Genomic DNA, 23,942 nt, shown 5'->3' on the forward strand with positions numbered 1-23,942 from the left:
CGGGGAGCTCAGATGTCTTCCCCGATCGTTGCGGGCCGGACTTTCAAAGTTCAGGAAAGTTCAGCCCATTGCATCGCCCGTCGTCGCCGGGAAAATTGCCGAACGCATCGCGCTCGCCGCGTGGCAGCCGCACCCGCAAACCGGGCCGCGACCGCATTTATCCGACCCGGTGAAGGCTGGCACAGCGGGATAATGTAGGAAAGGCCTTTTTTGAAGGCGATGACAGCTTCGGGTGAAGGCGGACAACTTCCTGCGCGATCGCCTGCGAAAGCCGGGGATCACATCCGCCAAGGCAGCGATCCGCCGAAAGCGACTATTGCCGAAACCCGATCGCAGCAGGTTCAGTTGCGCTTCGCATTCCACGCGCGAACGGCAGCCATCGTCTTTTCGATATGCGCCTGCGGCTTGCTGTCGCTGTAGCTCAGCAAGATCGTCCCGTTCGGCGCGATCACATAGGATGTGCGATTGGAGAGCGGCTTCCCGTCCGCCCCCTGCATCGTTGCATCATATTGCGCCGCGACCTTCGCGCCCGGATCGGCCGCGACCGCGAATTTGTCGCGGCACTCCGACCGCGAAAACTCGGCGACGCGGTGAATATTGCCTGCAGTCACGCCGATCACCCGCGCGCCCAGCTGGTTGAACTGGCTGTTCGCTTCCGCAAACAGATGCGCCTCAACCGTGCAGCCGGGGGTGAAGGCGGCGGGAAAGAAATAGAGCACGACCGGCCCGTTCCGCAGCGTCTGTCTCAGCGACAGGCGGAATTCCTTGCCCGCCTGCGCCGCATTCAGCGTAAAATCGGGCGCTTTCGCGCCCTGCTGCAGCGCCGCGATGCCCTGCCCGGGAAGGATCAGGGCAGCAAGGCCGAGGCTGGCCGCAAACGCCAGTTTCGTCGCGATTTTCATTTGCGGTCTCCACCTTCAACTGCGGGATCATGCCCCACCGGGGTGATCACTCTACCGCGTTATTTGCCGACCGCAATCACGCCGGTGCCGATCCGCCGACACTTGGACCGCTGCAACCTCGGTTACACGGCGCAAGTGCCAGCCGGACCTCACCCTCGATCAGCAGCGGCGATCGCCGCGATCGATCTCGCGTCCGATCAGCGCACCGGCGGCACCACCGATGATCGTGCCGGGAACGCGGTCGCCATAGCGATCGACCTCGCGGCCGAGCAAGGCGCCCGCGGCGCCACCGACGATCAGGCCTGTCGTGCCGCTGCCGCGCCGGCAATAATAGCGGCGGTCGCGATAGTCGTTGCGGCGATAATCCCTGCGGTAGTCGCGCCGGTAATCGCCATAGCGATCATGGTCGCGGTGGCCGTGATAGCCGTGGCGGTGGTGCCGGTCGTGCGCGTCCGCTTCGGCGGGCAACGCGGGAAAGGCACTGGCGCCAATGAGCGCAGCCAACGCCATATTCCTGAACCCGAACATCTGTTTTCTCCATCCTGTCCCCCGACGCCGTCAAGGTAGAGCGGCGAAGATGGCGCGTGGATGAATTGCCGACGCCCCGCGCGCCTGCGAGAATCGGCTCGACGAACTTTCGGGGCATCCTGCCGCGCCCGATTGACCCCGCGCGCCATTCGGCGCAGCATCGGCGCATGACCTTGACCATCGCCCCCAGCGGTCAGGCGTGCGGTGCCCGCGTGACCGGCGTCGACCTGACGAAGCCGCTCGATGCCGGAACCGTGGCCGAAATTCGCGCCGCATGGCTCGACCATCATGTCCTGTCCTTCCCCGACCAGAAGTTGAGTGCGGAGGATCTCGAGCGCTTTACGGGCTATTTCGGCGGCTTCGGCGACGATCCTTTCATCCAGCCGATCCCCGGCCACGATCATATCATCGCGGTAAAGCGCCGTGCCGACGAGACCGCGCCGCTCTTCGCCGAAAACTGGCATAGCGACTGGAGTTTCCAGGAGCGCCCACCCGCGGGCACCTGCCTTTACGGCATCACCATTCCGCCCGTCGGCGGCAACACCGAATTTTCGAACCAGCACGCCGCGCTCGACGCGATGCCCGCCGAATTGCGCGCGCGCGTCGAGGGGCTGCAGGCCATCCACAGCGCACGCAACGGCTATGCGCCGACCGGCATGTACGGCGCGAACGACCCAAAGGGCCCGGGGGGCCGCAGCATGGACATCCGCTCGGACGACGCGGCGCTGGAGACCCAACTCCATCCCTTCGTCCGCACGCATCCCGAAACCGGCCGCCTCGGCCTGTTCGGCTGCGCGGGCTACATCATCGGTTTCGACGGGCTCGACGACAGCGAGGGGCTTCCCCTGCTCTACGAACTCATCCAGTGGCAAGGGCGCGAGGAGTTTCGCTACTCCCACAAATGGGAGCCCGATATGCTTGTCATGTGGGACAATCGCTCGGTCCTCCACCGCGCGACCGGCGGCTACGACGGCCACGACCGCCTGCTTCATCGCACGACGATCGCGGCGTGGGATGGCGCCTAGGGTCCTGCCCCTAGGCTTTCGTTTCCTTCGCAAGCGTGCTCACCACACCCCATGCAATCAGCGCCTGCCCGCCGAAATAGAGCGGCCAGATCAGCCACATCGTGACGTCGCGGGGGAGCACCCCGCCCTCGGCGGCAAAGATGAACAGATCGCTGGCCAGGAACATCATCGCTCCGATTCCGGTGCGATAGCGCGGGAACTGGCTGCCCCACGCGCTGGCCGCCATCGCCGAGACGAAAAAGCTGTAGACGGCGATGCCGAGCCGTTCGGGCACGGGCATCAGCATGCACGCGATCCAGACGCTTGCTGGAACGGTCAAGGCAATGAGCAAGCGTTGGCTGAAGGTCGTCTTGGGCCGATAGTGGCGCAGGTGGAGGACGATGGCGAGGGCGTGCCCCGCCAGAAATGCCACCGCTCCGGGGATCATCCCCGAGGTTTCGAGCAGGACATCGCCGAGCGCGCCGAGCGCCATTACCGCGGCGATCAGCCAGCCGTAGAGCCCGCGCGCGTTCGCGGCGGCCCAGAGCGCCAGCAGCGTCACACCAGAGCCCTTCCAGGCGATGATCCCAGGCCCATCCCAGCGCTGGACCACCGCGAGGAAAAAGCTGATCCCGCCAAGCAGCGCGAGCAGCCACAACCACCGCGCCCGGTCCCAACCCGCTTGTCCCATGCTCCGCCCCTTTGCATCTTGCCCGCAACCGGCCTAGTGCGCGGCGCATCAAGTACAAGTCAACGGATAGCGTAAATGGTTCACGACATTCACATCATCGGCGGCGGCCTCGCGGGCTCCGAAGCCGCCTGGCAGCTTGCCGAGGCGGGCTATCGCGTACGCCTGTCCGAAATGCGCGGGGGCGGCGACATGACGCCGGCGCATCAGGGCGACACGCTCGCCGAGATGGTCTGCTCGAACAGCTTCCGCAGCGACGACGGCGACAGCAACGCCGTCGGCCTGCTCCACCGCGAGATGCGTGCGCTCGGCTCGATCATCATGCGCGAGGCCGACGCCACCAAAGTGCCCGCGGGGTCGGCGCTCGCAGTCGACCGCGACCTCTTCTCGGGCGGCGTCACCAGGGCGCTTTCCGAACATCCCAATATCACCATCGTCCGCGAACGCATCGACACGCTGCCGAGCGAAGGCCTGACGATCGTCGCCACCGGCCCGCTCACTGCGGCTGGCCTCGCGGAAAGCATCGGCGCCGCGACGGGCAAGGATGCGCTCGCCTTCTTCGACGCCATCGCGCCGATCGTCTACCGCGACAGCATCGACATGGACGTCGCATGGATGGCGAGCCGCTGGGACAAGGTCGGGCCAATCGGCGACGGCAAGGACTATATCAACTGCCCGATGGACAAGGACCAGTATCACGCCTTCGTCCAGGGGCTGATCGACGGCGACAAGACCGACTTCAAGGATTGGGAGAAGGACACGCCTTACTTTGAAGGCTGCATGCCGATCGAGGTGATGGCCGAGCGCGGCGTCGAAACGCTGCGCTTCGGTCCGATGAAGGGCGTCGGCCTCGACAATCCGCGCACCGGGCGATGGCCCTATGCGGTGGTCCAGTTGCGGCAGGACAATGCGCTCGGCACGCTCTGGAACATGGTCGGCTTCCAGACCAAGCTCAAGCATGGCGCGCAGGTCGAGCTGTTCCGCACCATCCCCGGCCTCGAAAAAGCCGAGTTCGCGCGCCTCGGCGGCCTGCATCGGAACAGCTTCATCCGCTCGCCCGAATTGCTCGACGGCGAGCTTCGCCTGAAATCGGCGCCGCACATTCGGTTTGCCGGGCAGATTACCGGCTGCGAAGGCTATGTCGAAAGCGCCGCGATCGGTCTCGTCGCCGCGCGCTTCGCCATCGCCGAGCTTGGCGGCCGCACGCTTGCGCCGCCGCCACCCGAAACCGCGCTCGGGGCGCTGCTCGGCCACATCACCGGCGGCGCCGACGCCGCATGCTACCAGCCCATGAACGTCAATTTCGGCCTCTTCCCGCCGCTCGCCGAGGATGTCCGCAAGAAGGATCGAAAACTCGGCTACACCCGGCGCGCGGGCGAGGCGCTGGCGGAGTGGATGAAGGTCGCGGACGGCGTTGCGGCCTAGGCGCGGGCCGCAGCGGCTGAGAGGTCGGAATGGCGGCTTTGGGGTGGGGAGCGGACGATATGGTCCCCCCATCGACTTGCGATGGGGAGGTGGCGGCCCGAAGGGCTGACGGAGGGGCCGAGCGCGCAGCGCTCGCTAACGCCCGCCGCCCCTCCACCACCGCTTCGCGGAGTGCTGGGTCGTCCAGTCCCCCGGACTGGACTTGGATTGCCGGGGGCAATCCAACCCTGCACTCCCCCTCCCCATCGCAAGTCGATGGGGAGGATCTTATGGCAGCAACCGGCCGCTTTCACACTCTCGTCATTCAGCATCCCTCCGATCCTCCTGTCCGGCCCCGCCGCGGGAAATAATCGTGCTTCCCCCACTGGCGCGCTTGGCTCCCACTGGTTACATGGGCCGCCACCAAACGAGTCGCGAGTGCCGCCCCGAACCCTGCGGGCAGGCGCCGCCCGCATGAGAAAGTGGCATCCATGGAAATCATCACCGGCCTGACCTTCGACGACGTGTTGCTGGTGCCCGGCGCGTCGGACATTCTGCCGTCGGATGCCAATCTCCAGACCCAGCTTACCAGCGACATTTCGCTCAACATTCCGATTCTCTCGTCGGCGATGGATACGGTGACCGAGGCCGACATGGCGATCCTGATGGCGCAGATCGGCGGCATCGGCGTCCTCCACCGTAACCTCACGATCGAGGAACAGGCGGCGGCGGTGCGGCAGGTCAAGCGCTTCGAAAGCGGGATGATCGTCAACCCGATCACCATCACCCCCGACGCGCCGCTCTCCTATGCGACCGCGCTGATGGACCAGCACAGGATCTCCGGCATTCCGGTGGTCGAACCCGGCGGCAAGCTCGTCGGCATCCTGACGCACCGCGACGTCCGTTTCGCCGACAACCCCGGCCAGCCTGTCCGCGAGCTGATGACCGCCGACAATCTCGCGACCGTGCGTCCGGGCGTCGGGCAGGACGAGGCACGCAAGCTGCTCCACCAGCGCCGCATCGAAAAGCTGCTGGTGGTCGATGACGACTATCATTGCATCGGGCTGATCACCGTCAAGGATATGGAAAAGGCGGTGAACTTCCCCGACGCGACCAAGGACGGCAGCGGCCGCCTGCGCGTCGCGGCGGCGACAAACACCGGCGACAGCGGGATCGAACGCGCCGAGGCACTCCTCGATGCCGAGTGCGACCTGATCGTCGTCGACACCGCGCATGGCCATAGCAAGGGCGTCGGCGCCACCGTCGAACGGATCAAGAAATTGTCGAACCGCGTGCAGGTGCTCGCGGGCAACGTCGCCACCGGCGATGCGACCAAGGCTTTGATCGACTGCGGGGCCGACGGCGTAAAGGTCGGGATCGGCCCCGGCTCGATCTGCACCACGCGCGTCGTCGCGGGCGTCGGCGTGCCGCAGCTCACCGCGATCCTCGACAGCGTCGAGGCGGCGTCGAAGCTGGGCGTCCCGGTGATCGCCGATGGCGGCCTCCGCACGTCGGGCGACATCGCCAAGGCGCTCGCTGCGGGCGCGTCGAGCGTCATGGTCGGTTCGCTCCTTGCGGGGACGGCCGAGGCCCCGGGCGAAACCTTCCTCTTCCAGGGCCGCACCTACAAAAGCTACCGCGGCATGGGCAGCGTCGGCGCGATGGCGCGCGGCAGTGCCGACCGCTATTTCCAGCAGGACATCAAGGATCAGATGAAGCTGGTTCCCGAGGGCATCGAGGGACAGGTGCCGTTCAAGGGCCCGGCGAAGGACGTGATCCACCAGCTCGTCGGCGGCGTGAAGGCAGCGATGGGCTATACCGGCAGCCGGACGCTAAAGGATCTGCGCGAGCGCGCGAAGTTCGTGCGCATCACCAATGCGGGCCTGCGCGAAAGCCATGTCCACGACGTCGCGATCACCCGTGAGGCGCCGAATTATCCGGTTGGATAACATGACGGGGGAAGGTTGAAGCAGTGACCCCTGCCGCCCGCATCCAGACCGCGATCGAAATTCTCGACGCCATCGCCGCCGCGGCACGTGAGGGCGGAGCGCCCGCCGATGCCATTTTCGCAGAAGCGATGCGCGCCCGCCGCTATGCGGGGTCGAAGGATCGACGCGCGATCCGGGCGCATGTCTATGACGCGATCCGCTTGGTGCGCTCGGCGCCCGAATCGGGCCGCGCGGCGATGCTTGCGCTCGCCGACGCCGACCCCGATATGGCGGGCTCGTTCGACGGATCGCCCTACGGTCCCGCGCCGATCGCGGCGGACGAGCCGCGCGCCGAGACAGGGCTGGCCGCGCAGGCGCTGGTCGATCTCTTCGACCCGCTGGTGGGGATGGACGAGGGCAGTGCGATGCTTGCCCGTGCCTCGCTCGACCTGCGCGCCAACCGCCTCAAGGCGACGGTAGCGGACCTCGCGACGCTCTTCGCAGAAGGCGAGGCGATCCCGGGCGCGCCCGACGGCTGGCGCCTGCCGCCCGAAACCGCGGCGGCCCAGCATCGCGCCTACACCGACGGCGCGTTCGAGGTGCAGGACGCCGCCAGCCAATATGCCTCGGCCGCGCTCGATGCGTCGCCGGGGCAGGCGATCGTCGATCTTTGCGCGGGGGGCGGCGGCAAGACGCTCGCCATCGCTTCGCTGACCGGTGGCGACGCCGAAATCCTTGCCTGCGACACCAACCGTGCGCGGCTGCAGCAGCTCTCACCGCGCGCCGAGCGCGCGGGCGCGACGCGCATCGAGACACGATTGTTGAACCCCGACCGGGAATCGGAGATGCTCGCCGACTGGCAAGGGCGGGCCGACCGCGTGTTTGTCGACGCCCCCTGCTCGGGCAGCGGGACGTGGCGGCGCAGCCCCGAATTGCGCTGGCGGCTCACCCCCTCGCGGCTCGACCGGCATCTCGCCGATCAGGCCAAGCTGATCGACATCGGCGCCGATCTGGTGGCGCCGGGCGGCAAACTTCTTTATGCTGTCTGCTCGATCATCGCGCGCGAGGGGCGGGTCCAGGTGGACGAGTTTTTGAACCGGCATCCCGACTGGACGGCTGACAGCGGCTATCTGCCCGAAGGCATCGGGCGCGCCGCAGGGCACGGTTTTCTGCTAACTCCGGCGCACGACGGATGCGACGGATTTTTTCTCGCGCGGCTGACACGGCCATGTTAGCATCCCCCGAAATGACGAAATGGGAGAATGTGATGCGCGTCAGTTTCCTGGCTATCGGTGCCGGCCTCATCCTTGCCAGCATGCCCGTGGCCTCGGACGCGCAGCGCGCCGACAATGACATCCTGCCGCGCTCGGTGGCGCTCCAGCATCAGGGGGTGGAGGCGCAGGCGAAGGGCGACCTTGCCGCCGCGGTCGATTTCTATGAATCGGCGCTCGCCGCCGATCCGCGCAACCGGTCGGCGATCGTTGCGCTGGCACAGGTCGCACGGGCACAGGGCTTGCCCGGGAAGGCGATCGGTTTCTACCGCGAGGCGCTGCTTCTCGAACCCAATGACGTCGTCGCGCTGACCGGGCAGGGCGAGGCGCTCGCCGACAAGGGCGCGCTCGAACTCGCGCGCGAAAAGCTTGCCGATGCGAAACGCGTGTGCAAGGCGAACTGCCCGCAGGTCGCCGCGCTCGAAAAGGCGATCGCGGCGGGCAGCGAAAAGCGGGTCGTCGCGGCCGAGGCGATCGCGCCGAAACCCGTCGTCGCGACGGTCGGCACCAGCCAGAACTGATCTTCGCAGATTCGAGACGCCTGGCGTCGGAGTTGGGTGGGAAACTGTCACGCCCTCCCGGATCATTGCGGCCTGGGTTTTTCAAAGTTCAGGGAAGTTCAGCCCATTGCGTCCCCGTTCTGGACCGGGCGGTTCGCCCAGCGCATCTCGCACGCCGTGCCGCGGCCGACTTTATCCGCCAGATGAAGGAGCCGGATGAAGGCTGACACACCGGGATAATGTTGGAAAGGCCTATTTGAAGGCGTGCCGGCTATGGGGTGGGAAGCGGTACGGTAGCTTTCGGCGATGCGTCGCGGAGTTGCGACCGTCAACTTGGTTGCTGAATTCCAGGTGAGCCTATCGGGCTCTCTTCCGAAGATAGCGGTCAAGCCAGTCCAGCGTTTCATGAACGATGTCGCGAATATTAGCCGGCGATAGGCCGAGGCCATGGCTTTCCCCCCAATAACGGAGAAGGCGCGCGGTCTTGCCTTGGCGGTAGAGGGCGTGAAAGAATGTTTCCGCCTGCGCCGGTCCGCCCCTGATGTCGAATTCCCCATGGATCATCAGCAGGGGCGTCTCCACCCGTCCCACATTCGCAATGGGTGAATTGTTCGAATAATGCGTGGGATCCTCGTAAGGCGGTTGGCCGAATCCACGTCCGGATTCGAATATGGTCCAGTTTCTCGATTTTTCATGTTCGATGCCGGGATAGCCGCTCGCAGTCGGGTCGAACTGCCCATGGGCCTGCGCTATGTCGGTCAATCCCGATAGCGCCACGGCCGCCTTGAAGCGGTTGGTCTGGGTAACAAGCGTGTAGACGCTATGCCCGCCAAAACTATGACCCCAAAGGCCAAGCCTCTCGGGATCGGCAATGCCCAGGCTAATCAGCTTATCCACGGCGGGAAGCACATTATCGGCGAGCTCGGCCTTGGGATCGTTCCCCGGCAGGATGCGATGCGATGGTATCGAAGGAACCAGAACGACATATCCCTGTGCCGCATATAATCTCATATTGTGGATGCCCGGCATATAGGGATTGAGCACGAATTCGTCGGCAGTGCGGACAACATAACCTTGATACACCCAAGTGATGACGGGATAGCGTGTTCCTTCTTGGTAGCCCGGCGGCAACAGGACGGCAGCCTTTAGCGACTGGCCGCCGGCCCCGAGATAATCGACCAGCCGTGTCTCCCCCCAATCGACGCTGGCAAGATGCGTATTGACTGTGAGGAGACGTGTCGATTTGCCATCGGGTAGCAATGTTCGCCCCAGATGCAGTCCTGTCTTAGTCGCTTCCCGCCACAGGATCGCGTCATCGCGCGCTTCGAGCAGTTCGGCACCTTTGGGTAGACCCGCTAATGCGCCGGATGGATCGGCATTCCGACCCGGCAGAGCCTCAGAATTCGGACTGGCGGGCCTTATTTCGGCGGCGACATCAGCGGCGAACAGCGCGGCCGAAGTGTCTTCGAACCGAGCACGGGCACGAAACCAGACGGTCCGGGAATCGGGCGCCCAATCCAATAGTTCCAGCGGGTAGCGTGCGGCTTCGGGTGGAGCCAGCCACCGCACCTTACTCGCTCCAGCAAGCGCCATAATGCCAAGTTGTTTTTCCACCATCCATTCGCCGTCGAACTTTGGAATGCGAAGGTCGCGCGTGGGTGGGATGGCGCCGCGCGGCGCGAGTACGGCAATTTGCTCGCCATTCGGCGATACGCTTAACGTAAGCGAGCCCTCGAACGGATAAGCCGGCACTTCGCCCAATATTGACGCCGCTTGTGTATCCGCGTTCACGATCCGGATGATGGCGCGGGGAACATGATCCTGATCCGATATTCTTTCGGCACCGCTTCCCATTGCCGAAACGGTCGGCGACACAGCATCCCGCAGGGCTATCCATGTCTTCGCGGTCCGATCAAATGGCCGGCCGCCTTCGTCGATTAGGGCCGAGACTTGTCCGGCGGGCAGCGTAACGGTCAGCAAGCGGCCGTCATCGAGCCATGCGAAGGGGGCATTTTCCATCCCGATGCCGTTTTGGCAGTTATGGGTGGCACCGCCGCCGCCCGCGCCACCGCGAAGATCGAGTTTGCTCAGCGACGAATATGGTGTCTGCGTCATCACCGGAGCTTCGGTAATCCGCCGTATTTTATCCGAAGCACGATCCCAGACATACAGATGGACATTGTCGCCGCCGCGGGGCTCGGCCCTCTCGGGGCGCGTGGAAAGCATCGCCAATTTGTCACCGGTTGGCGACCAAGTCGCACACCAGAACCCCGCCGCGTGCTCTTGCCCTTGTGTCACATTGCGGCGTTCGCCCGTCCGGGAGGATATCAGCCAGACATCGTTGCGGGATGGGTCGACCTCATAGGATGTGCGTCCGAAAACTTCGCCCTGTCGTGCCGGTCGCTGGACAACCGCCGCTACCCATTCGCCGTCTGGAGATGTCGTAGCCCGTTCGATCGAAACGGTGTCGAGCACGTCGCTTATGACAAAGCTGTGCTTACTATTTTCTGCGGCTATTGCCGAAGTCGCAAGGGCGATATCCAACGCAACGACGAATGAGAGGGCCGAAGCATACTTCAAAATCCATTTAACTGTCACGCCATCAGGACTTTCAATACTAGGTTAGCTAGCTGCCCTCAGAATGATGGATGAGAGTCCGCATTGGCGAAAGCAAAAATCGAGGTGAAATGTCCGCTATCGGTCGTTTCCAGACACTACGCCCAGGCCCTATTTTCTCAGCAACTGCATTTCGCCTTCACGGCCCGCTTCGGCGCGGTCGTTGCGAACTCGGCGCGTGTCAGGTCGCCGGACTTGTCGGCATCTGCCCCCGCGAAGCGCTCGCCCGTCGCCGCCGCCCATTCCTCGAAGGTCAGCAGATTGTTGCCATCCTTGTCGAGCTTGCGAAATCCTGCCGTGCGCGCCGACATCAGTTCGACGCGACTGATCCTGTTGTTCCGGTCGCGATCGAAGCGGTTGAAACGCCGCTCTTCGCGCGACGCCTCTTTCGCGGCGGGCAGTTCGGGCGGCGCTGGTCCGCGCTTCGGCGCACCTGCTCCCGCGACCGGGATCGCAGGCAAGGCTGGCGGCGGTTCAGGCAGCTCCTCCTCCTCGGCGATCTGGCTATAGCCCTTCCACAAGAAAAGCCCGCCGGTCAGCAGCAGCGCGCTTGCCACGCCGCCGATCAGGAATCGCGAAACCGCCATAAAGCCCTCCATCCTGCGACTTAGCTAGCACAGGACGTCGCGCGCCAGCGGAAAACGCCACCAATATGGTCGCGAATATATATATCGAGCAAACTGTTCAAAAATGAAAAATCTATGGCTATATCCGATCAATGCACAACTACCTCCCCTCGCTGAAGCAGATGCAATATCTCGTCGCGCTCCATGAGCACGGCCATTTCGGACGTGCCGCTGACGCGTGTAACGTGACGCAGTCGACGCTGTCGGCGGGGATACGCGAGCTTGAGACCCTTCTCGGTCAGACGCTCGTCGAGCGCACCCGCCGCGTCGTCCGCTTCACCACGCTCGGCAATGCGATCGTGGACAAGGCGCATCGCGTGCTGCGCGAGGCCGAGGAACTGGCCGATATGGCGGCGGCTGCCGCTGCCCCGCTGGTCGGCGAGCTGCGCATGAGCGTGATCCCCACGATCGCGCCTTTTCTGCTTCCCGGCCTGCTTCCGCGCCTTCGCAAGGAACGCCCTTCGCTCAAGCTGTTTCTCCGCGAGGAACCGAGCGCGCAGGCGTGCGAGTCGCTCCACCACGGCATGGTCGATTGCGTCCTCCTCGCGCTCCCCTATGCCTGCGGCGACGTCGAGAGCGAGAAATTGTTCGACGACGCGCTGTTCGTCGCCTTCCCGGGCGACCAGGCCGAGGATCTCCCCGCGATGGTCAGCGCCGACCAGCTCGACCCCGCGCAGATGCTGATGCTCGAGGACGGCCATTGCCTGAAGGATCACGCGCTCGCCGCGTGCAACCGCCCCGAACTGCGCGCCGGCGCCCGCATGATGGGCACATCGCTCCACACGCTCGTCCAGATGGTCGACAACGGCCTCGGCATCACAATGCTGCCGCAGATGGCGATCGAGGCGGGGATCCTCGATCACACCGACATCGACACGCGCCCGCTCGATTCGGATCACGACTGGCGCACCATCGCGCTCGTCTGGCGCAAGGGCAGTCCGCGCGCCGACGAGTTCCGGATGCTCGCGGACATCTTTCGCAAGCATCAGGCGAACTAGCCCCATCGATGCCGGATCAAATCCGGCATGAGGGGGAAAGTCGGCTAACGACCGCAACCGGCCGTTGCCCGCTATTCGCTTACGAAAAAGGGGCCGCAAAACGGCCCCTTTTGCTGTTGCCGTTGACCTGACCGCGCCTAGCGCTGGTCGACCGGCACGTACGGACGGTGCGTCGGGCCGGTGTAGAGCTGGCGCGGACGGCCGATTTTCTGTGCGGGGTCCGAGATCATCTCGTTCCACTGCGCGACCCAGCCGACGGTGCGGGCGAGTGCGAACAGCGCGGTGAACATCGTCGTCGGGAAGCCGATCGCCGAGAGGATCACGCCTGAATAGAAGTCGACGTTCGGGAACAGCTTCTTCTCGACGAAATAGCTGTCGTTGAGCGCCATTTCCTCGAGCTGCAGCGCGACCTCGAACACCGGGTCGTTGACCTTGAGCGCGTCGAACACCTCGCGCACCGTCTTCTGCATCACGGTCGCGCGCGGGTCGTAATTCTTGTAAACGCGGTGGCCGAAGCCCATCAGGCGGAACGGATCATCCTTGTCCTTCGCGCGCGCGATATACTCGGGAATGCGTTCCGGACGACCGATTTCGCGCAGCATGTTGAGCGCCGCTTCGTTCGCGCCGCCATGCGCGGGGCCCCACAGGCAAGCAATGCCCGCCGCGATGCACGCGAAGGGATTGGCGCCCGACGAGCCCGCGAGGCGGACGGTCGAGGTCGACGCGTTCTGTTCGTGATCGGCATGAAGGATGAAGATGCGGTCGAGCGCCCGCTCGACGGCGGGAACCACCTCATATTCCTCGGCGGGGACGCCGAAGGTCATGCGGAGGAAATTGCCGGTGTAGCTGAGGTCGTTGCGCGGATAGACGAAGGGCTGACCGATCGAATATTTATACGCCATCGCCGCAATCGTCGGCATCTTCGCGATCAGCCGGTGGCTGGCGACCATGCGCTGGTACGGGTCGTGGATCTCGGTCGAGTCGTGATAGAAGGCCGAGAGCGCGCCAACGACGCCGCACATGACGGCCATCGGGTGCGCGTCGCGACGGAAGCCGCGATAGAAGGTCGCGAGCTGCTCGTGCAGCATCGTGTGGCGCGTGATCGTATTGTCGAAATCGCTGAGTTCCTGCGCGTTCGGCAACTCGCCGTTGAGCAGCAGGTAGCAGACTTCCATGAAGCTGGAATTTTCGGCGAGGTCGCCGATCGCATAGCCGCGGTGGAGGAGCACGCCCTCGTCGCCGTCGATGTAGGTGATCTGCGACTCACAACTCGCGGTCGAGGTAAAGCCCGGGTCATAGGTGAAGGCGCCGGTCTGGGCGTAGAATTTGCGGATATCGACGACATCGGGGCCGACCGTGCCCTTGAGCACGGGATTCTCGACGGTGGTGTCGCCCAGGGTGATCTTTGCAGTATCGGTCATTTTCTTCCCCTGATGCTAGGGCGGGAGACGTTGCGTTACGCCCCTGCCGGATAATTGTGCGCTGCGTCAAGTCGCGCCAGGCTCGCATCACGGCCGAGCAGCAGCAAGACGTCAAAAATCCCCGGCGACACCGTTCGCCCGGTGAGCGCGGCGCGCAGCGGCTGCGCGAGTTTGCCGAGCCCGACTCCGGCCGACTCGCTTGTCGCGCGAACCGCCGCCTCGATATCTTCGCCAGTCCAGCCGTTCAGGCCGCGCAGCTTTTCGGTGACGCTCGCGAGCACTCCCTCCGGAGCGTCCCTTAGCACCTGCGCCGCCTTTTCGTCCACCGCCAGCGGCAGGGTTTCAAAAAGGAAAAGCGCGCCTTCGGCGATTTCGTCGAGGGTCTTCGCGCGCGGCTTCAGCGACTCCATCGCGCGGGTGAGCAGCGCAAGGTCGGCATCGCCGAGCGCGCGGCCGACGAGCGTTTCGACACGCGGCGCAACAAGGCCGGCGAGGCGGGCGTCATCGGCTTCGCGGATATAGTGGCCGTTGAGATTTTCGAGCTTCTTGAAGTCGAAGCGCGACGGCGAGCGGCCGACATTGGCGAGGTCGAACCATTCGACCGCCTGCTCGCGGCTGATGATCTCGGCATCGCCATGCCCCCAGCCGAGGCGGAGGAGATAGTTGTTGATAGCCTCGGGCAGATAGCCAAGCTCGTCGCGATAGGCGTCGACGCCAAGCGCGCCGTGGCGCTTCGACAGCTTCGCGCCGTCGGCGCCGTGAATCAGCGGCACATGGGCATAGGTCGGCTCGCGCCAGTTCATCGCGCGGATCAGCGCGAGCTGGCGGAAGGCATTGTTGAGATGGTCGTCGCCGCGGATGACGTGGGTGATCCCCATGTCATTGTCATCGACGACGACGCTGAGCATATAGGTCGGCGTGCCGTCGCTGCGGAGCAGGATGAAGTCGTCGAGCTCGGCATTCTGGACGGTAACCGCGCCCTGCACGCGGTCGTGGATCGTCACCTCTCCCTCCTGTGGTGCGCGCAGCCGGATGACGTGCGGGACCGCCGGATCGCCGTCCTCGCGGTCGCGCCATGGGCTGCGGACACGGAAAGGAATGCGCTTCTCCTGCGCCTCGGCCCGCATCGCGGCGAGTTCGTCCTGCGTCAGGTAGCAGCGATAGGCCTCGCCCCTCGCAAGCAGTTCGTGCGCAACCTCGGCATGACGCGGCGCGCGCGCGAATTGATAGACGGTCTCGCCGTCCCAATCGAGGTCGAGCCACCGCATCCCATCGAGGATCGCGTCGATCGCGGCGTCGGTCGAGCGTGCGCGGTCGGTATCCTCGATGCGGAGCAGGAATTTGCCGCCGTGGTGGCGTGCGAACAGCCAGTTGAACAGCGCCGTGCGCGCGCCGCCGATATGAAGATAGCCGGTCGGGGAGGGGGCGAAGCGCGTCACGACGTCAGCGCCGGTCGCTTCTGCCAGATCGGTTGGGGTTTCGGTTGCCACCTTGGCCTCTTTCTTTCATTCTTCCGCCCTTGAGGGTCGGAGGTCGGGGCAGCCCCTAGCATGGCGACAAGGCGGCTTCAAACGCCCATTGGCCTGCGCTTTGCGGCGCCGTTGCGCCGGCTTTTGGCCGACATCGAAGCGCGACTCGACAGCGAGCGGGAACGGACAGGGTTGTGGCTGCCCGTCGCGCTCGGCACAGGCATCGCGGCATGGTTCGCCTTGCCTGCGGCGGCGCACTGGACCGGCTTGCTGTTCATGCTCGCGAGCGGCGGGCTGGCCGGGTTGCTCATCGGATGGTCGAGCCGGATCGGCCGCATGGTCATGGTGGGCTGCGGCATCATCGCGATCGGGGTGCTGCTGATATGGGCGCGCGCGACATCGGTCGGTGCGCCGGTGCTGGCGCAGCCCGCGACGACGGCTTTTTCGGCCGAGGTCGAGGCCGTCGAACCGCTGCCGGCGCGGAGCGAGACGCGACTGATCCTGCGCCCGCGCGGACGCGATGACCTGCCGCCGCGGGTTCGCGTCACGTTGCGTGGCGAAGCGCGCGGCACGATCATGCCGGGCGAGCGGATCGGGCTGCGCGCGCGGTTGATGCCGCCGCCCGCGGCAAGCCTGCCCGGAAGCTATGATTTTGCGCAGCGGGCGTGGTTCGACCGGATCGGCGCGGTGGGAACGGTGTTGGGCGATGTTTCGCGCGCGCCGGGTGCGGGGCAGGGCAGGCAACCGCTGCGCGCCCGGCTGAGCGAGCATATCCACCGCCAGATCGAGGGTTCGCCGGGCGGGATCGCGGCGGCGCTGGTCACCGGGGACCGGGGGGCGATCTCCGCCGAAGACGAGGAGGCGATGCGACGAAGCGGGCTGGCGCATCTGCTGTCGATCAGCGGGTTGCACGTCACCGCGGTGATCGGGTTTGCCATGCTGTTTGCGCGGCGGCTGTTCGCCCTGAGCCCGCGCCTGGCACTGGGCGGATATGTGCTGCCGGTCGCGGCGGCCGCCGGGGCGCTGGCGGGGGCGGGCTATACGTGGCTAGCGGGCGCCGAGGTGCCGACATTGCGATCGCTGATCGCGGCGCTGCTGGTGCTCGTGGCCTTGCTGATGGGGCGCGAGGCGCTGACCTTGCGGTTGGTCGCGGCGGGCGCCTTGATCGTCCTCGTCTGGCGGCCCGAGTCGCTCGTCGGGCCGAGCTTCCAGCTGAGCTTCGCGGCGGTGACGGCGATCGTCGTGCTGCACGAAAGCCCCGCGATGCAGCGCTTCATGGCGCGGCGCGACGAGGGACTGGTGCGACGCTGGGCGCGCGGGATCGCCGGCCTGCTGGTCACCGGTCTGGTGGTCGAGGTCGCGCTGGCGCCGATCGCATTGTTCCATTTTCACAAGGCCGGACTTTATGGCGCGCTGGCAAATGTCGTCGCGATTCCGCTGACGACCTTCGTTGTCATGCCGTTCGAGGCGCTCGCGTTGCTGTTCGACAGCCTCGGGCTCGGAGCACCCTTCTGGTGGGTTGCCGAGCAGGCCCTGCGAGTCCTGATTGCGCTCGCGCATCAGGTCGCCGACGCGCCGGGTGCAGTCGCTACGCTACCGCGGTTTCCGGCATGGGCGTTTGCGCTGGCGATTGCTGGCGGCTTGTGGATTCTCGTCTGGCAGCGATCATGGCGCTGGTGGGGACTCGCTCCGCTCGTCGCGGGCATGGCGGTGCTCGTCCTGCAGCCGCGCCCCGATTTGCTGATCACTGCCGATGGTCGAAACATCGCCGCTGCTGTGCCCGGCGGCGGTTATGCGCTGCTGCGCGATCGCGCGGGCGATTTCGTCCGCGATACGATGAACGAGGCGGGCGGCAGCGACGCGCCGCTGGGCGCGCTGGCCATGCTCGACCATGTCGCGTGCAATGTCGATTTCTGCCGCTGGGTACAGGAGGGCCGCATCGTCCTCGCCTCACGCGGCCGCGACCGGATCGAGGGAAGCGTGATGGCGCCCGCCTGCGCCGCCGCCGATGTGGTGATCAGCGACCGTTGGCTACCACGCGAATGCGTCGGGCGCTGGCTGACGATCGACCGCGACAGTCTGGCGGAAAGCGGCGGGCTTGCCATCTACCTTGGCGAAAAGCCGAAAGCCGTCGCCGCGCTGACGGCGGGCGACGGCCATCCGTGGCGCAATGCGCCGCAGGTCAGTGGTAACGACGAAGCAGTCCCGAAAGCCGCCCTTGCACAATGACGCGCCCAGCTTCGTAGCGCTGGGGTTCGTACGAACTGTTTGCAGGATCGAGCCGGATCATCTTGCCTTCGCGGCGGAAGAATTTGAGCGTCGCATCCTGTCCGTCGACGAGCGCGACGACGATATCGCCCTCGCGAGCGGTGCTGACCTTCTGGATCAGCGCATAGTCGCCGTCGAAAATCCCCGCCTCGACCATCGAATCGCCCGAAACCTCGAGCGCGTAATGTTCGCCGGCGCCGAGCAGCGCGGCGGGAACCGCGAGCTGGTTGTGATCCTCGAACGCCTCGATCGGGACGCCAGCCGCGATCTTCCCGTGCAGCGGCACTTCGACGATATCGTTCGCGGCAATCGGTTTGAGCGAGGGGGCGGGCTTGCGGAGCGGAACGACATTATCGTTGCGCACGGGCGTCTTGGCCGCCTCGGGCACCTTCAGCACCTCGAGCGCGCGGGCGCGGTTGGGCAGGCGGCGGAGAAAACCCCTTTCTTCCAAAGCGCTTATCAGGCGATGGATACCCGATTTCGACTTCAGGCCCAGCGCTTCCTTCATTTCCTCGAACGACGGCGAAATGCCGCTCGCGTCAAGGCGCTGCTGGATGAAGTGGAGCAGTTCGTGCTGCTTCGCGGTCAACATCGCTTGTTCTCCATGATGTCAGTTCCGGACATAGGGAGAACGATAGTGGAACAAACCGGAACTTGTCAAGCGATAGCGATATAGTCCGCTGGTTCACCCACCAAGCGCGCCGGCGCAGCGATGTCGCGGATCACCAGCGCGTTCGCTTCGGCGAGCGGCACGGTGCGGCCGCTGTCCTGTCCGTCGAAGACCGAGAGCAAGCCGCCCTCCAGCCGTGCGCGGAGATAGTCGCGCCGCTTGCCGCCGGGGCCGAGCGCGGCGGCGAGCGGAGCTTGCCGAACCTCGGGTAACGGCGCGTGCGCCCCGGCGAGGTGGCGAACGAGGGGGAGGAGGAACAGCGTCGCGGTGACAAAGGCGGACGAGGGATTGCCGGGCAGGCCGAGCAATATGGCGTCGTCGATGCGGCCGGCAATCAGGGGCTTGCCCGGGCGCATCGCAATCTTCCAGAAATCGAGGGAGCCGCCAGCGTCCTCAAGCGCGCCGCGGACATGATCATGATCGCCGACGGAGGCGCCGCCGACGGTCACGATGACGTCGTGACGTCGCGCCAGGTCCCTGAGAACACGCGATATCATCAGCCGGTCATCGCGAATGTGCAAAGGCAGCGAGACGTCGGCGGGCTCGGTCCCGAGCATCGCCGCGAGCATTGTGCCGTTGCTGTCCGGGATCTGGCCGGGCGCGAGCGCGTGGCCCGGCTGGACGAGTTCGTCGCCGGTGGTGATGATCGCGACGCGCGAACGGGTGCCTACCGGCAACTGCGCGGCGCCGCTCATGATCGCGGCGGCAATGACGCCGGGCGTGACGCGGGTTCCGGCGGCGAGAAGGCGCGCGCCCGTCGGAAAGTCGCTCGCGCGCGACCGGACGTGCTGGCCGGGCCGGATCTCGTCAGCGGTGGCGAGACGCAAATGCGTGCCCTCGGTAATGGCATCCTCCTGGATAACGATCGTGTCGGCGCCCTCGGGAAGCATCGCGCCGGTGAAGATGCGCATCGCCTCGCCGGGGCCGACGCGCTGGAGCGGCGTGCTGCCCGCAGCGATTTCGCCGGTCACCGCCCACGGGCCGGGCAGGTCGGCGGCGCGGATTGCGTAGCCATCCATCGCCGACAGGTCGGCCGAAGGCTGGTCGCGTTGGGCGAGGATATCCTGCGAAAGATATCGACCAAAGGACCGGGAAAAGATGACATTCTCGCTACCGAGCGGCCCTCGCAGGGCCAGCAGCCGGGCCTGCGCCTCCTCGACCGGGAGCAGGCCGCTCATTCGGCGCGCCAGTCGCCCGAGCGACCGCCGCTCTTTTCGAGCAGGCGGATATCGCCGAGGATCATCGCGCGGTCGAGCGCCTTCGCCATGTCGTAAAGCGTCAGGAGCGCAACCGATGCAGCCGTGAGCGCCTCCATTTCGACGCCGGTCGGGCCGGTCGTCGCGGCGGTTGCGCGCACGGCGATGCCGGTGCTTTCCCACGCGAACTCGACCGACACTTTAGAGAGCGCGAGCGGGTGGCAGAGCGGAATGAGATCGGCCGTGCGCTTGGCGGCCATGATCCCGGCAATACGCGCGGTTGAGAGGACGTCGCCCTTGGGCGCGTCGCCGCTGCGGATCGCGTCGAGCGCATCGGCTGACATCGTGATCCGGCCGCCCGCGACGGCGCGGCGCCCGGTGGCGGGCTTGGTCCCGACATCGACCATATGCGCGGCGCCGGTGTCGTCGAGATGAGTCGGTTTGGGTTTCATCGTCGGGAGCGAAGCAAGGCAGGGCTGGAAAGGCAAGGGGAATGGCAGGAAACGACCGATTGCGGACATAAACGCTCCGTGGCAAGTTTACCTGATGCGCCCCATCATTCTGCTTCCAACAGTTTTTCTGCTCTGCAGCTGTATAGGCCAGCCCAGCAGCGATGAGGTCGCGTCAGTTACCTCACCTGACGGAACGACCCGCGCCATTCTGTTCGAGACGAATGGTGGCGCAACGACTGCGTTTGGATACGAAATTAAACTGCGGCCATCGCGCGCAGAAACAGACGACACTGTTGCTGCCGGTGCGCTATATGGGGCCACGCGAAGCGAGTGCAGTTGGGGGGTTAATCTGAGGTGGTCGTCACCGACTGAGCTTGTTGTTGAGTTTATGGAAGCAGACCAGACGAAGCTGCCGGCCCAAGTCCAGATTGGCAACAAAACAGTGGTAATCACTCAGCGCTCTGGAATTTCAGATAAGGCGGCGCCGTGCGGAGGAATGCTCGCTAACTTACGCTAGTGGGCAACGTCTGCTTTCCACCCCAAAGCGGCCGTCAGCCTTCGAGCAGCGCTTTCGTTGCCGCCGTGACGTCGTCCTGGCGCATCAGGCTTTCGCCGACGAGAAAGGTTTTTACGCCGCTTTCCGCGAGGCGTTGGCAGTCTGCGCGGGTCGCGATGCCGCTTTCGCCGACGAGCAACGTGCCCGCCGGAACGCGCTTCGCAAGGCGCTCGGTGACGGCGAGATCGGTTTCGAAGGTGCGCAGGTCACGGTTGTTGACGCCGATCAGGCGCGACTGGAGCTTGGCCAGCGCCCGGTCGAGTTCGGCTTCGTCGTGGACTTCGACGAGCACGTCCATGCCGCGCTCGACCGCCGCCGCCTCGATGTCGCGCATGGCGCCGTCGTCGAGTGCCGCGACGATGATCAGGATCGCATCGGCGCCGATCGAGCGCGCCTCGGCGACCTGCCAGGGGTCGATCATGAAATCCTTGCGCAGGACGGGCAGATCGCACGCGGTGCGCGCGGCGATGAGGAACTCTTCATGCCCCTGAAAATAAGGGGCGTCGGTGAGCACCGAGAGGCAGGCCGCGCCGCCGGCGGCATAGGCGCGGGCATGGTCGGCGGGATTGAAATTGGGACGAATCAATCCCTTGGAAGGCGATGCTTTCTTGATTTCGGCGATCAGGGCGTAGCCGCCCGCATCGATCTTTGCCTGCAGGGCGGCTTGAAAGCCGCGCGGAGCGCCCGCGTCGACACGGTCGAGGTCAGCCATCGAATAGGCCTGCCGCCGGGTCGCGACCTCATCCGCCTTGGTGGCGAGAATCTGGGTGAGCTTGTTCATCTGTAGGCGATCCAGCAATTGAGGAGCGCGTTGGCAAGCCCCTTGTCGATGGCTTCGGCGGCTTCCTCGACCCCGTCGATCCGGTTTTCGACCGCTCCGGCGACGATGAGCGCCTCGGCGGCATTATAAAGCACGGCGTCGCGATAGGCGTTCCGTTCACCTTGCAGGAGGCCGCGCAGCGCGCGGGCATTTTCTCGCGCATCGCCGCCGCGGATCGCCGAAATGGGATGGCCGGGAAGCCCCGCGTCGGCCGCAACGCTGCGCTGCATACGGACATTCTCGCGCGTGACGATCGCGACCTCGTTGCCGCCGGCGAGCGAGAGTTCGTCGAGCCCTTCGTCGCCGGAAATCACCCGCGAATGATCCGTCCCCAACCGGTGCAGCGCTTCGGCATAGACGGGGACATATGCGGGGCGCGCAATGCCGACGAGCTGGCGGGTGACGCGCGCCGGGTTGGCGAGCGGTCCCATCAGGTTGAAGATGGTGCGGCGGCCGATCGCCTTGCGGATCGGCATGATGTGCTTCATCGCCGGATGGTGGTGCGCGGCGAACAGGAAACAGATGCCGAGGTCGGCCAGCTGCGCTTCGGCCATCTGCGCGGCGCGTTCCATGTCGAGGCCAAGCGCTTCGAGCGTGTCGGCGGCGCCCGATTTGGAAGAAGCCGCGCGATTTCCATGCTTCGCTACAGGAACTTCGCACGCCGCCACGACGATCGCGACCGCAGTCGAGACATTCAGCGTATGGTGACCGTCGCCGCCGGTGCCGCAGACGTCGATCGCGCCGGCTGGCGCATCGATCGGGATCATCCGGTTGCGCATCGCCTGCGCAGCGGCGGCGATTTCGACCATCGTTTCGCCGCGCTCGGCCAGCGCGATCAGGAATTCGGTGATCGCCTCGTCGCTGGCGGTGCTGTCGAGAATGGCGGCGAAAGCGTCCGCCGCCTCGTCATGATCCAGCAGTTCGGCGGGATCGGGAAGCGGACCGAAGCGGCTCATGCCGCCTGCCGCGCCGCCACCGGCAGTCCCGCGAGGTGCAGGAAATTGGCGAGCATCGCGTGGCCATGCTCGGTCGCGATGCTTTCGGGATGGAATTGCACCCCGTGGATCGGCAGCTCTGCGTGGCGGAAGCCCATCACCGCGCCATCATCGCTGGTCGCGTTGATCAGCAATTCGGCAGGAATATCGACGACCTCGAGGCTGTGATAGCGCGTCGCGGTGAGCGGCGATGGCAGGTCGATGAACAGGCCGGTGCCGTCGTGGCAGACGGGCGAGGTCTTGCCGTGCATCAGGTGGCCGCGCTGGACGATCCCGCCGAAATGCTGGCCGATCGCCTGATGCCCGAGACAAACGCCGAGCAGTGGGCGCTTGGCTTGGGCGCAGGCGGCAACGAGGTCGAGGCTGACGCCTGCCTCGTTCGGGGTGCAGGGACCGGGCGAGATGAGGAAAGCCGATGCGCCCGTCGCGAGTGCTTCGGCGGCGGTCAGCGCGTCGTTGCGCTCGACGCGCACCTCGGCCCCCAGCTCGATCAGATAATGAACGAGGTTGAAGGTGAAGCTGTCATAATTGTCGATGACGAGGATCATGGGGGCGCCCTAACGGCTTTGCGGGAATTGGGGAAGGGATAGAAGCTTTTCGCGCCGCAATGCTGGCTTTTAGGCCACCATGCGCACGACGACCTTGCCCTTCGCACGTCCGGATTCGAGATAGGCGATCGCTTCGCCGATCTCGGCAAAGGCGAATACGCAGTCGATGACGGGCTCCAGCCTTTCGTCGACGACGAGCTGCGCGAGTTCGGCGAGTTCGGCGCCGCTTGGATGCATGAAGAGATAGCGGTACCTCACGCTCTTTTTGCGAGCCTTGGCGCGGAGGCCGAAGCTGGCGAACCAGAAGAGCGCAGCGAGGCCGACGCCGCGGCCGAGATCCTTTCGTGCGGTCAGCGGTTCCGGCATTCCCGCGACCGAAACGACCATGCCGCCCGGCTTTACCACGCCGAAGCATTTTTCGAGTGTGTCGCCGCCGATCAGGTCAAAGGCGCCGTCCATGTCGCGCACTTCATCCTCGAAATTCTGCGTGGTGTAGTCGATGATATGGTCGGCGCCGAGGCGTTCGACGAGCGCGCGGCCGCGTGGCGAGGCGGTGGTCGTCACCTCGGCGCCGAGCCATTTGGCGATCTGGATCGCGAAAGTGCCGACGCCGCCCGCGCCGCCGGGGATGAGGATGCGACTGCCGGGTTTGAGCTGCAATTCGTCGCGTAGCGCTTGAAGCGCGGTGAGGCCCGCGAGCGGAATGCCCGCGGCGGTATCGAAATCGATCGACGCCGGCAGGAGCGCAATGTGGCTCGCGGGAACGGCGGCATAGTCGGCAAAGGCACCCATCCGGCTCTTCGGAACGCGCGCGAAGACACGGTCGCCGGGCTTGAAGTCGGTGACACCTTCGCCGATGCCTTCGACCGTGCCGGCGAGTTCATTGCCCATGACGACCGGGAAATCATAGCCCTGCACGACCTTCAGCATGCCGTCGCGGGTCTTGAAATCGACAGGGTTGAGGCCCGCGGCGTGGACGCGGACGAGGACGTCGCCGGAACCGGGAACGGGACACGGGACTTCCTGCAACCCGGTCGCTTCAGCGCCGCCGTAGCGATTAAGAACAAAGCCCTGCATCCGTG

21 protein-coding genes are annotated in these 23,942 nt (G+C 65.5%); 7 read left to right on the forward strand and 14 right to left on the reverse strand.

From position 1 onward, the window contains the following. Positions 1–341: 341 nt before the first annotated feature. Both QOL68_RS06120 and QOL68_RS06125 read right to left on the reverse strand, forming a co-directional pair. Positions 342–902, reverse strand: a complete 561-nt coding sequence (locus QOL68_RS06120; RefSeq protein ID WP_058456061.1) for a peroxiredoxin — start codon at positions 900–902, stop codon at positions 342–344. 159 nt (positions 903–1,061) lie between these two features. After that, positions 1,062–1,430, reverse strand: a complete 369-nt coding sequence (locus QOL68_RS06125) for a glycine zipper 2TM domain-containing protein (protein WP_058456062.1) — start codon at positions 1,428–1,430, stop codon at positions 1,062–1,064. Between the two features lie 167 nt (positions 1,431–1,597). Here QOL68_RS06125 and QOL68_RS06130 point away from each other — a divergent pair, with 167 nt between their 5' ends. After that, on the forward strand, positions 1,598–2,455 hold the full coding sequence (locus QOL68_RS06130) for a TauD/TfdA dioxygenase family protein (protein WP_282947843.1): 858 nt from the start codon (positions 1,598–1,600) through the stop codon (positions 2,453–2,455). Positions 2,456–2,465: 10 nt separating this feature from the next. Here QOL68_RS06130 and QOL68_RS06135 read toward each other — a convergent pair whose 3' ends face one another. Next, on the reverse strand, positions 2,466–3,125 hold the full coding sequence (locus QOL68_RS06135) for a lysoplasmalogenase (protein ID WP_282947845.1): 660 nt from the start codon (positions 3,123–3,125) through the stop codon (positions 2,466–2,468). Positions 3,126–3,200: 75 nt separating this feature from the next. Between QOL68_RS06135 and trmFO the strand changes: the two genes are divergently transcribed. From trmFO to QOL68_RS06155, 4 genes are all read left to right on the forward strand, one after another. Then, positions 3,201–4,547: a methylenetetrahydrofolate--tRNA-(uracil(54)-C(5))-methyltransferase (FADH(2)-oxidizing) TrmFO gene (gene trmFO, locus QOL68_RS06140; protein WP_282947847.1), complete on the forward strand. Its 1,347-nt coding sequence runs from the start codon at positions 3,201–3,203 to the stop codon at positions 4,545–4,547. Between the two features lie 470 nt (positions 4,548–5,017). Continuing rightward, positions 5,018–6,475 carry an IMP dehydrogenase gene (guaB, locus tag QOL68_RS06145; RefSeq protein ID WP_282947849.1) on the forward strand — a complete coding sequence of 486 codons (1,458 nt, stop codon included), beginning with the start codon at positions 5,018–5,020 and terminating at the stop codon, positions 6,473–6,475. A gap of 23 nt (positions 6,476–6,498) precedes the next feature. After that, the gene (locus QOL68_RS06150; RefSeq protein WP_282947851.1) at positions 6,499–7,689 is read left to right on the forward strand and encodes an RsmB/NOP family class I SAM-dependent RNA methyltransferase; all 1,191 of its coding nucleotides are present in this window, start codon (positions 6,499–6,501) and stop codon (positions 7,687–7,689) included. A 32-nt stretch (positions 7,690–7,721) separates the two neighbouring features. Further along, entirely contained in the window at positions 7,722–8,246 is a 525-nt protein-coding gene (locus QOL68_RS06155; protein ID WP_058454683.1) for a tetratricopeptide repeat protein, read from the forward strand. Between the two features lie 336 nt (positions 8,247–8,582). Here QOL68_RS06155 and QOL68_RS06160 read toward each other — a convergent pair whose 3' ends face one another. Both QOL68_RS06160 and QOL68_RS06165 read right to left on the reverse strand, forming a co-directional pair. After that, positions 8,583–10,823, reverse strand: a complete 2,241-nt coding sequence (locus QOL68_RS06160) for a S9 family peptidase (RefSeq protein ID WP_282947855.1) — start codon at positions 10,821–10,823, stop codon at positions 8,583–8,585. Between the two features lie 137 nt (positions 10,824–10,960). After that, positions 10,961–11,428 (reverse strand): EF-hand domain-containing protein, encoded by a 468-nt coding sequence (locus QOL68_RS06165; RefSeq protein ID WP_282947857.1) that lies wholly within the window; start codon positions 11,426–11,428, stop codon positions 10,961–10,963. Positions 11,429–11,559: 131 nt separating this feature from the next. Between QOL68_RS06165 and QOL68_RS06170 the strand changes: the two genes are divergently transcribed. Continuing rightward, the gene (locus tag QOL68_RS06170; protein ID WP_058456068.1) at positions 11,560–12,465 is read left to right on the forward strand and encodes a hydrogen peroxide-inducible genes activator; all 906 of its coding nucleotides are present in this window, start codon (positions 11,560–11,562) and stop codon (positions 12,463–12,465) included. A gap of 137 nt (positions 12,466–12,602) precedes the next feature. Here the strand turns inward: QOL68_RS06170 and QOL68_RS06175 are convergent, their stop codons facing one another. Together QOL68_RS06175 and gltX are read right to left on the reverse strand one after the other, a co-directional pair. Beyond that, positions 12,603–13,886, reverse strand: a complete 1,284-nt coding sequence (locus tag QOL68_RS06175) for a citrate synthase (RefSeq protein ID WP_058456069.1) — start codon at positions 13,884–13,886, stop codon at positions 12,603–12,605. A 35-nt stretch (positions 13,887–13,921) separates the two neighbouring features. Continuing rightward, a complete protein-coding gene (gene gltX, locus QOL68_RS06180; RefSeq protein WP_282947862.1) occupies positions 13,922–15,376 on the reverse strand; it encodes a glutamate--tRNA ligase in 1,455 nt (484 codons plus the stop codon). A 123-nt stretch (positions 15,377–15,499) separates the two neighbouring features. Between gltX and QOL68_RS06185 the strand changes: the two genes are divergently transcribed. Then, positions 15,500–17,584, forward strand: coding sequence for a ComEC/Rec2 family competence protein (locus QOL68_RS06185; protein ID WP_283404282.1), 2,085 nt, complete (start codon positions 15,500–15,502; stop codon positions 17,582–17,584). Here QOL68_RS06185 and lexA read toward each other — a convergent pair. From lexA to QOL68_RS06220, 7 genes are all read right to left on the reverse strand, one after another. Beyond that, positions 17,538–18,215: a transcriptional repressor LexA gene (lexA, locus tag QOL68_RS06190; protein ID WP_058456071.1), complete on the reverse strand. Its 678-nt coding sequence runs from the start codon at positions 18,213–18,215 to the stop codon at positions 17,538–17,540. The genes QOL68_RS06185 and lexA overlap by 47 nt on opposite strands. Before the next feature lie 65 nt (positions 18,216–18,280). Beyond that, complete coding sequence (locus QOL68_RS06195; protein ID WP_282947864.1) at positions 18,281–19,471, reverse strand: molybdopterin molybdotransferase MoeA; 1,191 nt, start codon at positions 19,469–19,471, stop codon at positions 18,281–18,283. After that, a complete protein-coding gene (gene moaC, locus QOL68_RS06200) occupies positions 19,468–19,941 on the reverse strand; it encodes a cyclic pyranopterin monophosphate synthase MoaC (protein WP_282947865.1) in 474 nt (157 codons plus the stop codon). The genes QOL68_RS06195 and moaC overlap by 4 nt, the downstream gene beginning before the upstream one ends. Positions 19,942–20,492: 551 nt before the next feature. Next, positions 20,493–21,278: an indole-3-glycerol phosphate synthase TrpC gene (gene trpC, locus QOL68_RS06205; protein ID WP_282947866.1), complete on the reverse strand. Its 786-nt coding sequence runs from the start codon at positions 21,276–21,278 to the stop codon at positions 20,493–20,495. Continuing rightward, positions 21,275–22,273: an anthranilate phosphoribosyltransferase gene (gene trpD / locus QOL68_RS06210; RefSeq protein WP_282947869.1), complete on the reverse strand. Its 999-nt coding sequence runs from the start codon at positions 22,271–22,273 to the stop codon at positions 21,275–21,277. Before trpD ends, trpC begins: the two co-directional genes overlap by 4 nt. After that, positions 22,270–22,860: an anthranilate synthase component II gene (locus QOL68_RS06215; protein ID WP_282947870.1), complete on the reverse strand. Its 591-nt coding sequence runs from the start codon at positions 22,858–22,860 to the stop codon at positions 22,270–22,272. Before QOL68_RS06215 ends, trpD begins: the two co-directional genes overlap by 4 nt. A gap of 69 nt (positions 22,861–22,929) precedes the next feature. Beyond that, on the reverse strand, positions 22,930–23,937 hold the full coding sequence (locus QOL68_RS06220) for an NADP-dependent oxidoreductase (RefSeq protein WP_282947871.1): 1,008 nt from the start codon (positions 23,935–23,937) through the stop codon (positions 22,930–22,932). Positions 23,938–23,942 lie beyond the last annotated feature (5 nt).

Origin of the sequence: Sphingopyxis sp. Geo25 (assembly GCF_949769135.1) — a bacterium.
In the GTDB taxonomy this organism is placed as follows: Bacteria; Pseudomonadota; Alphaproteobacteria; order Sphingomonadales; family Sphingomonadaceae; genus Sphingopyxis.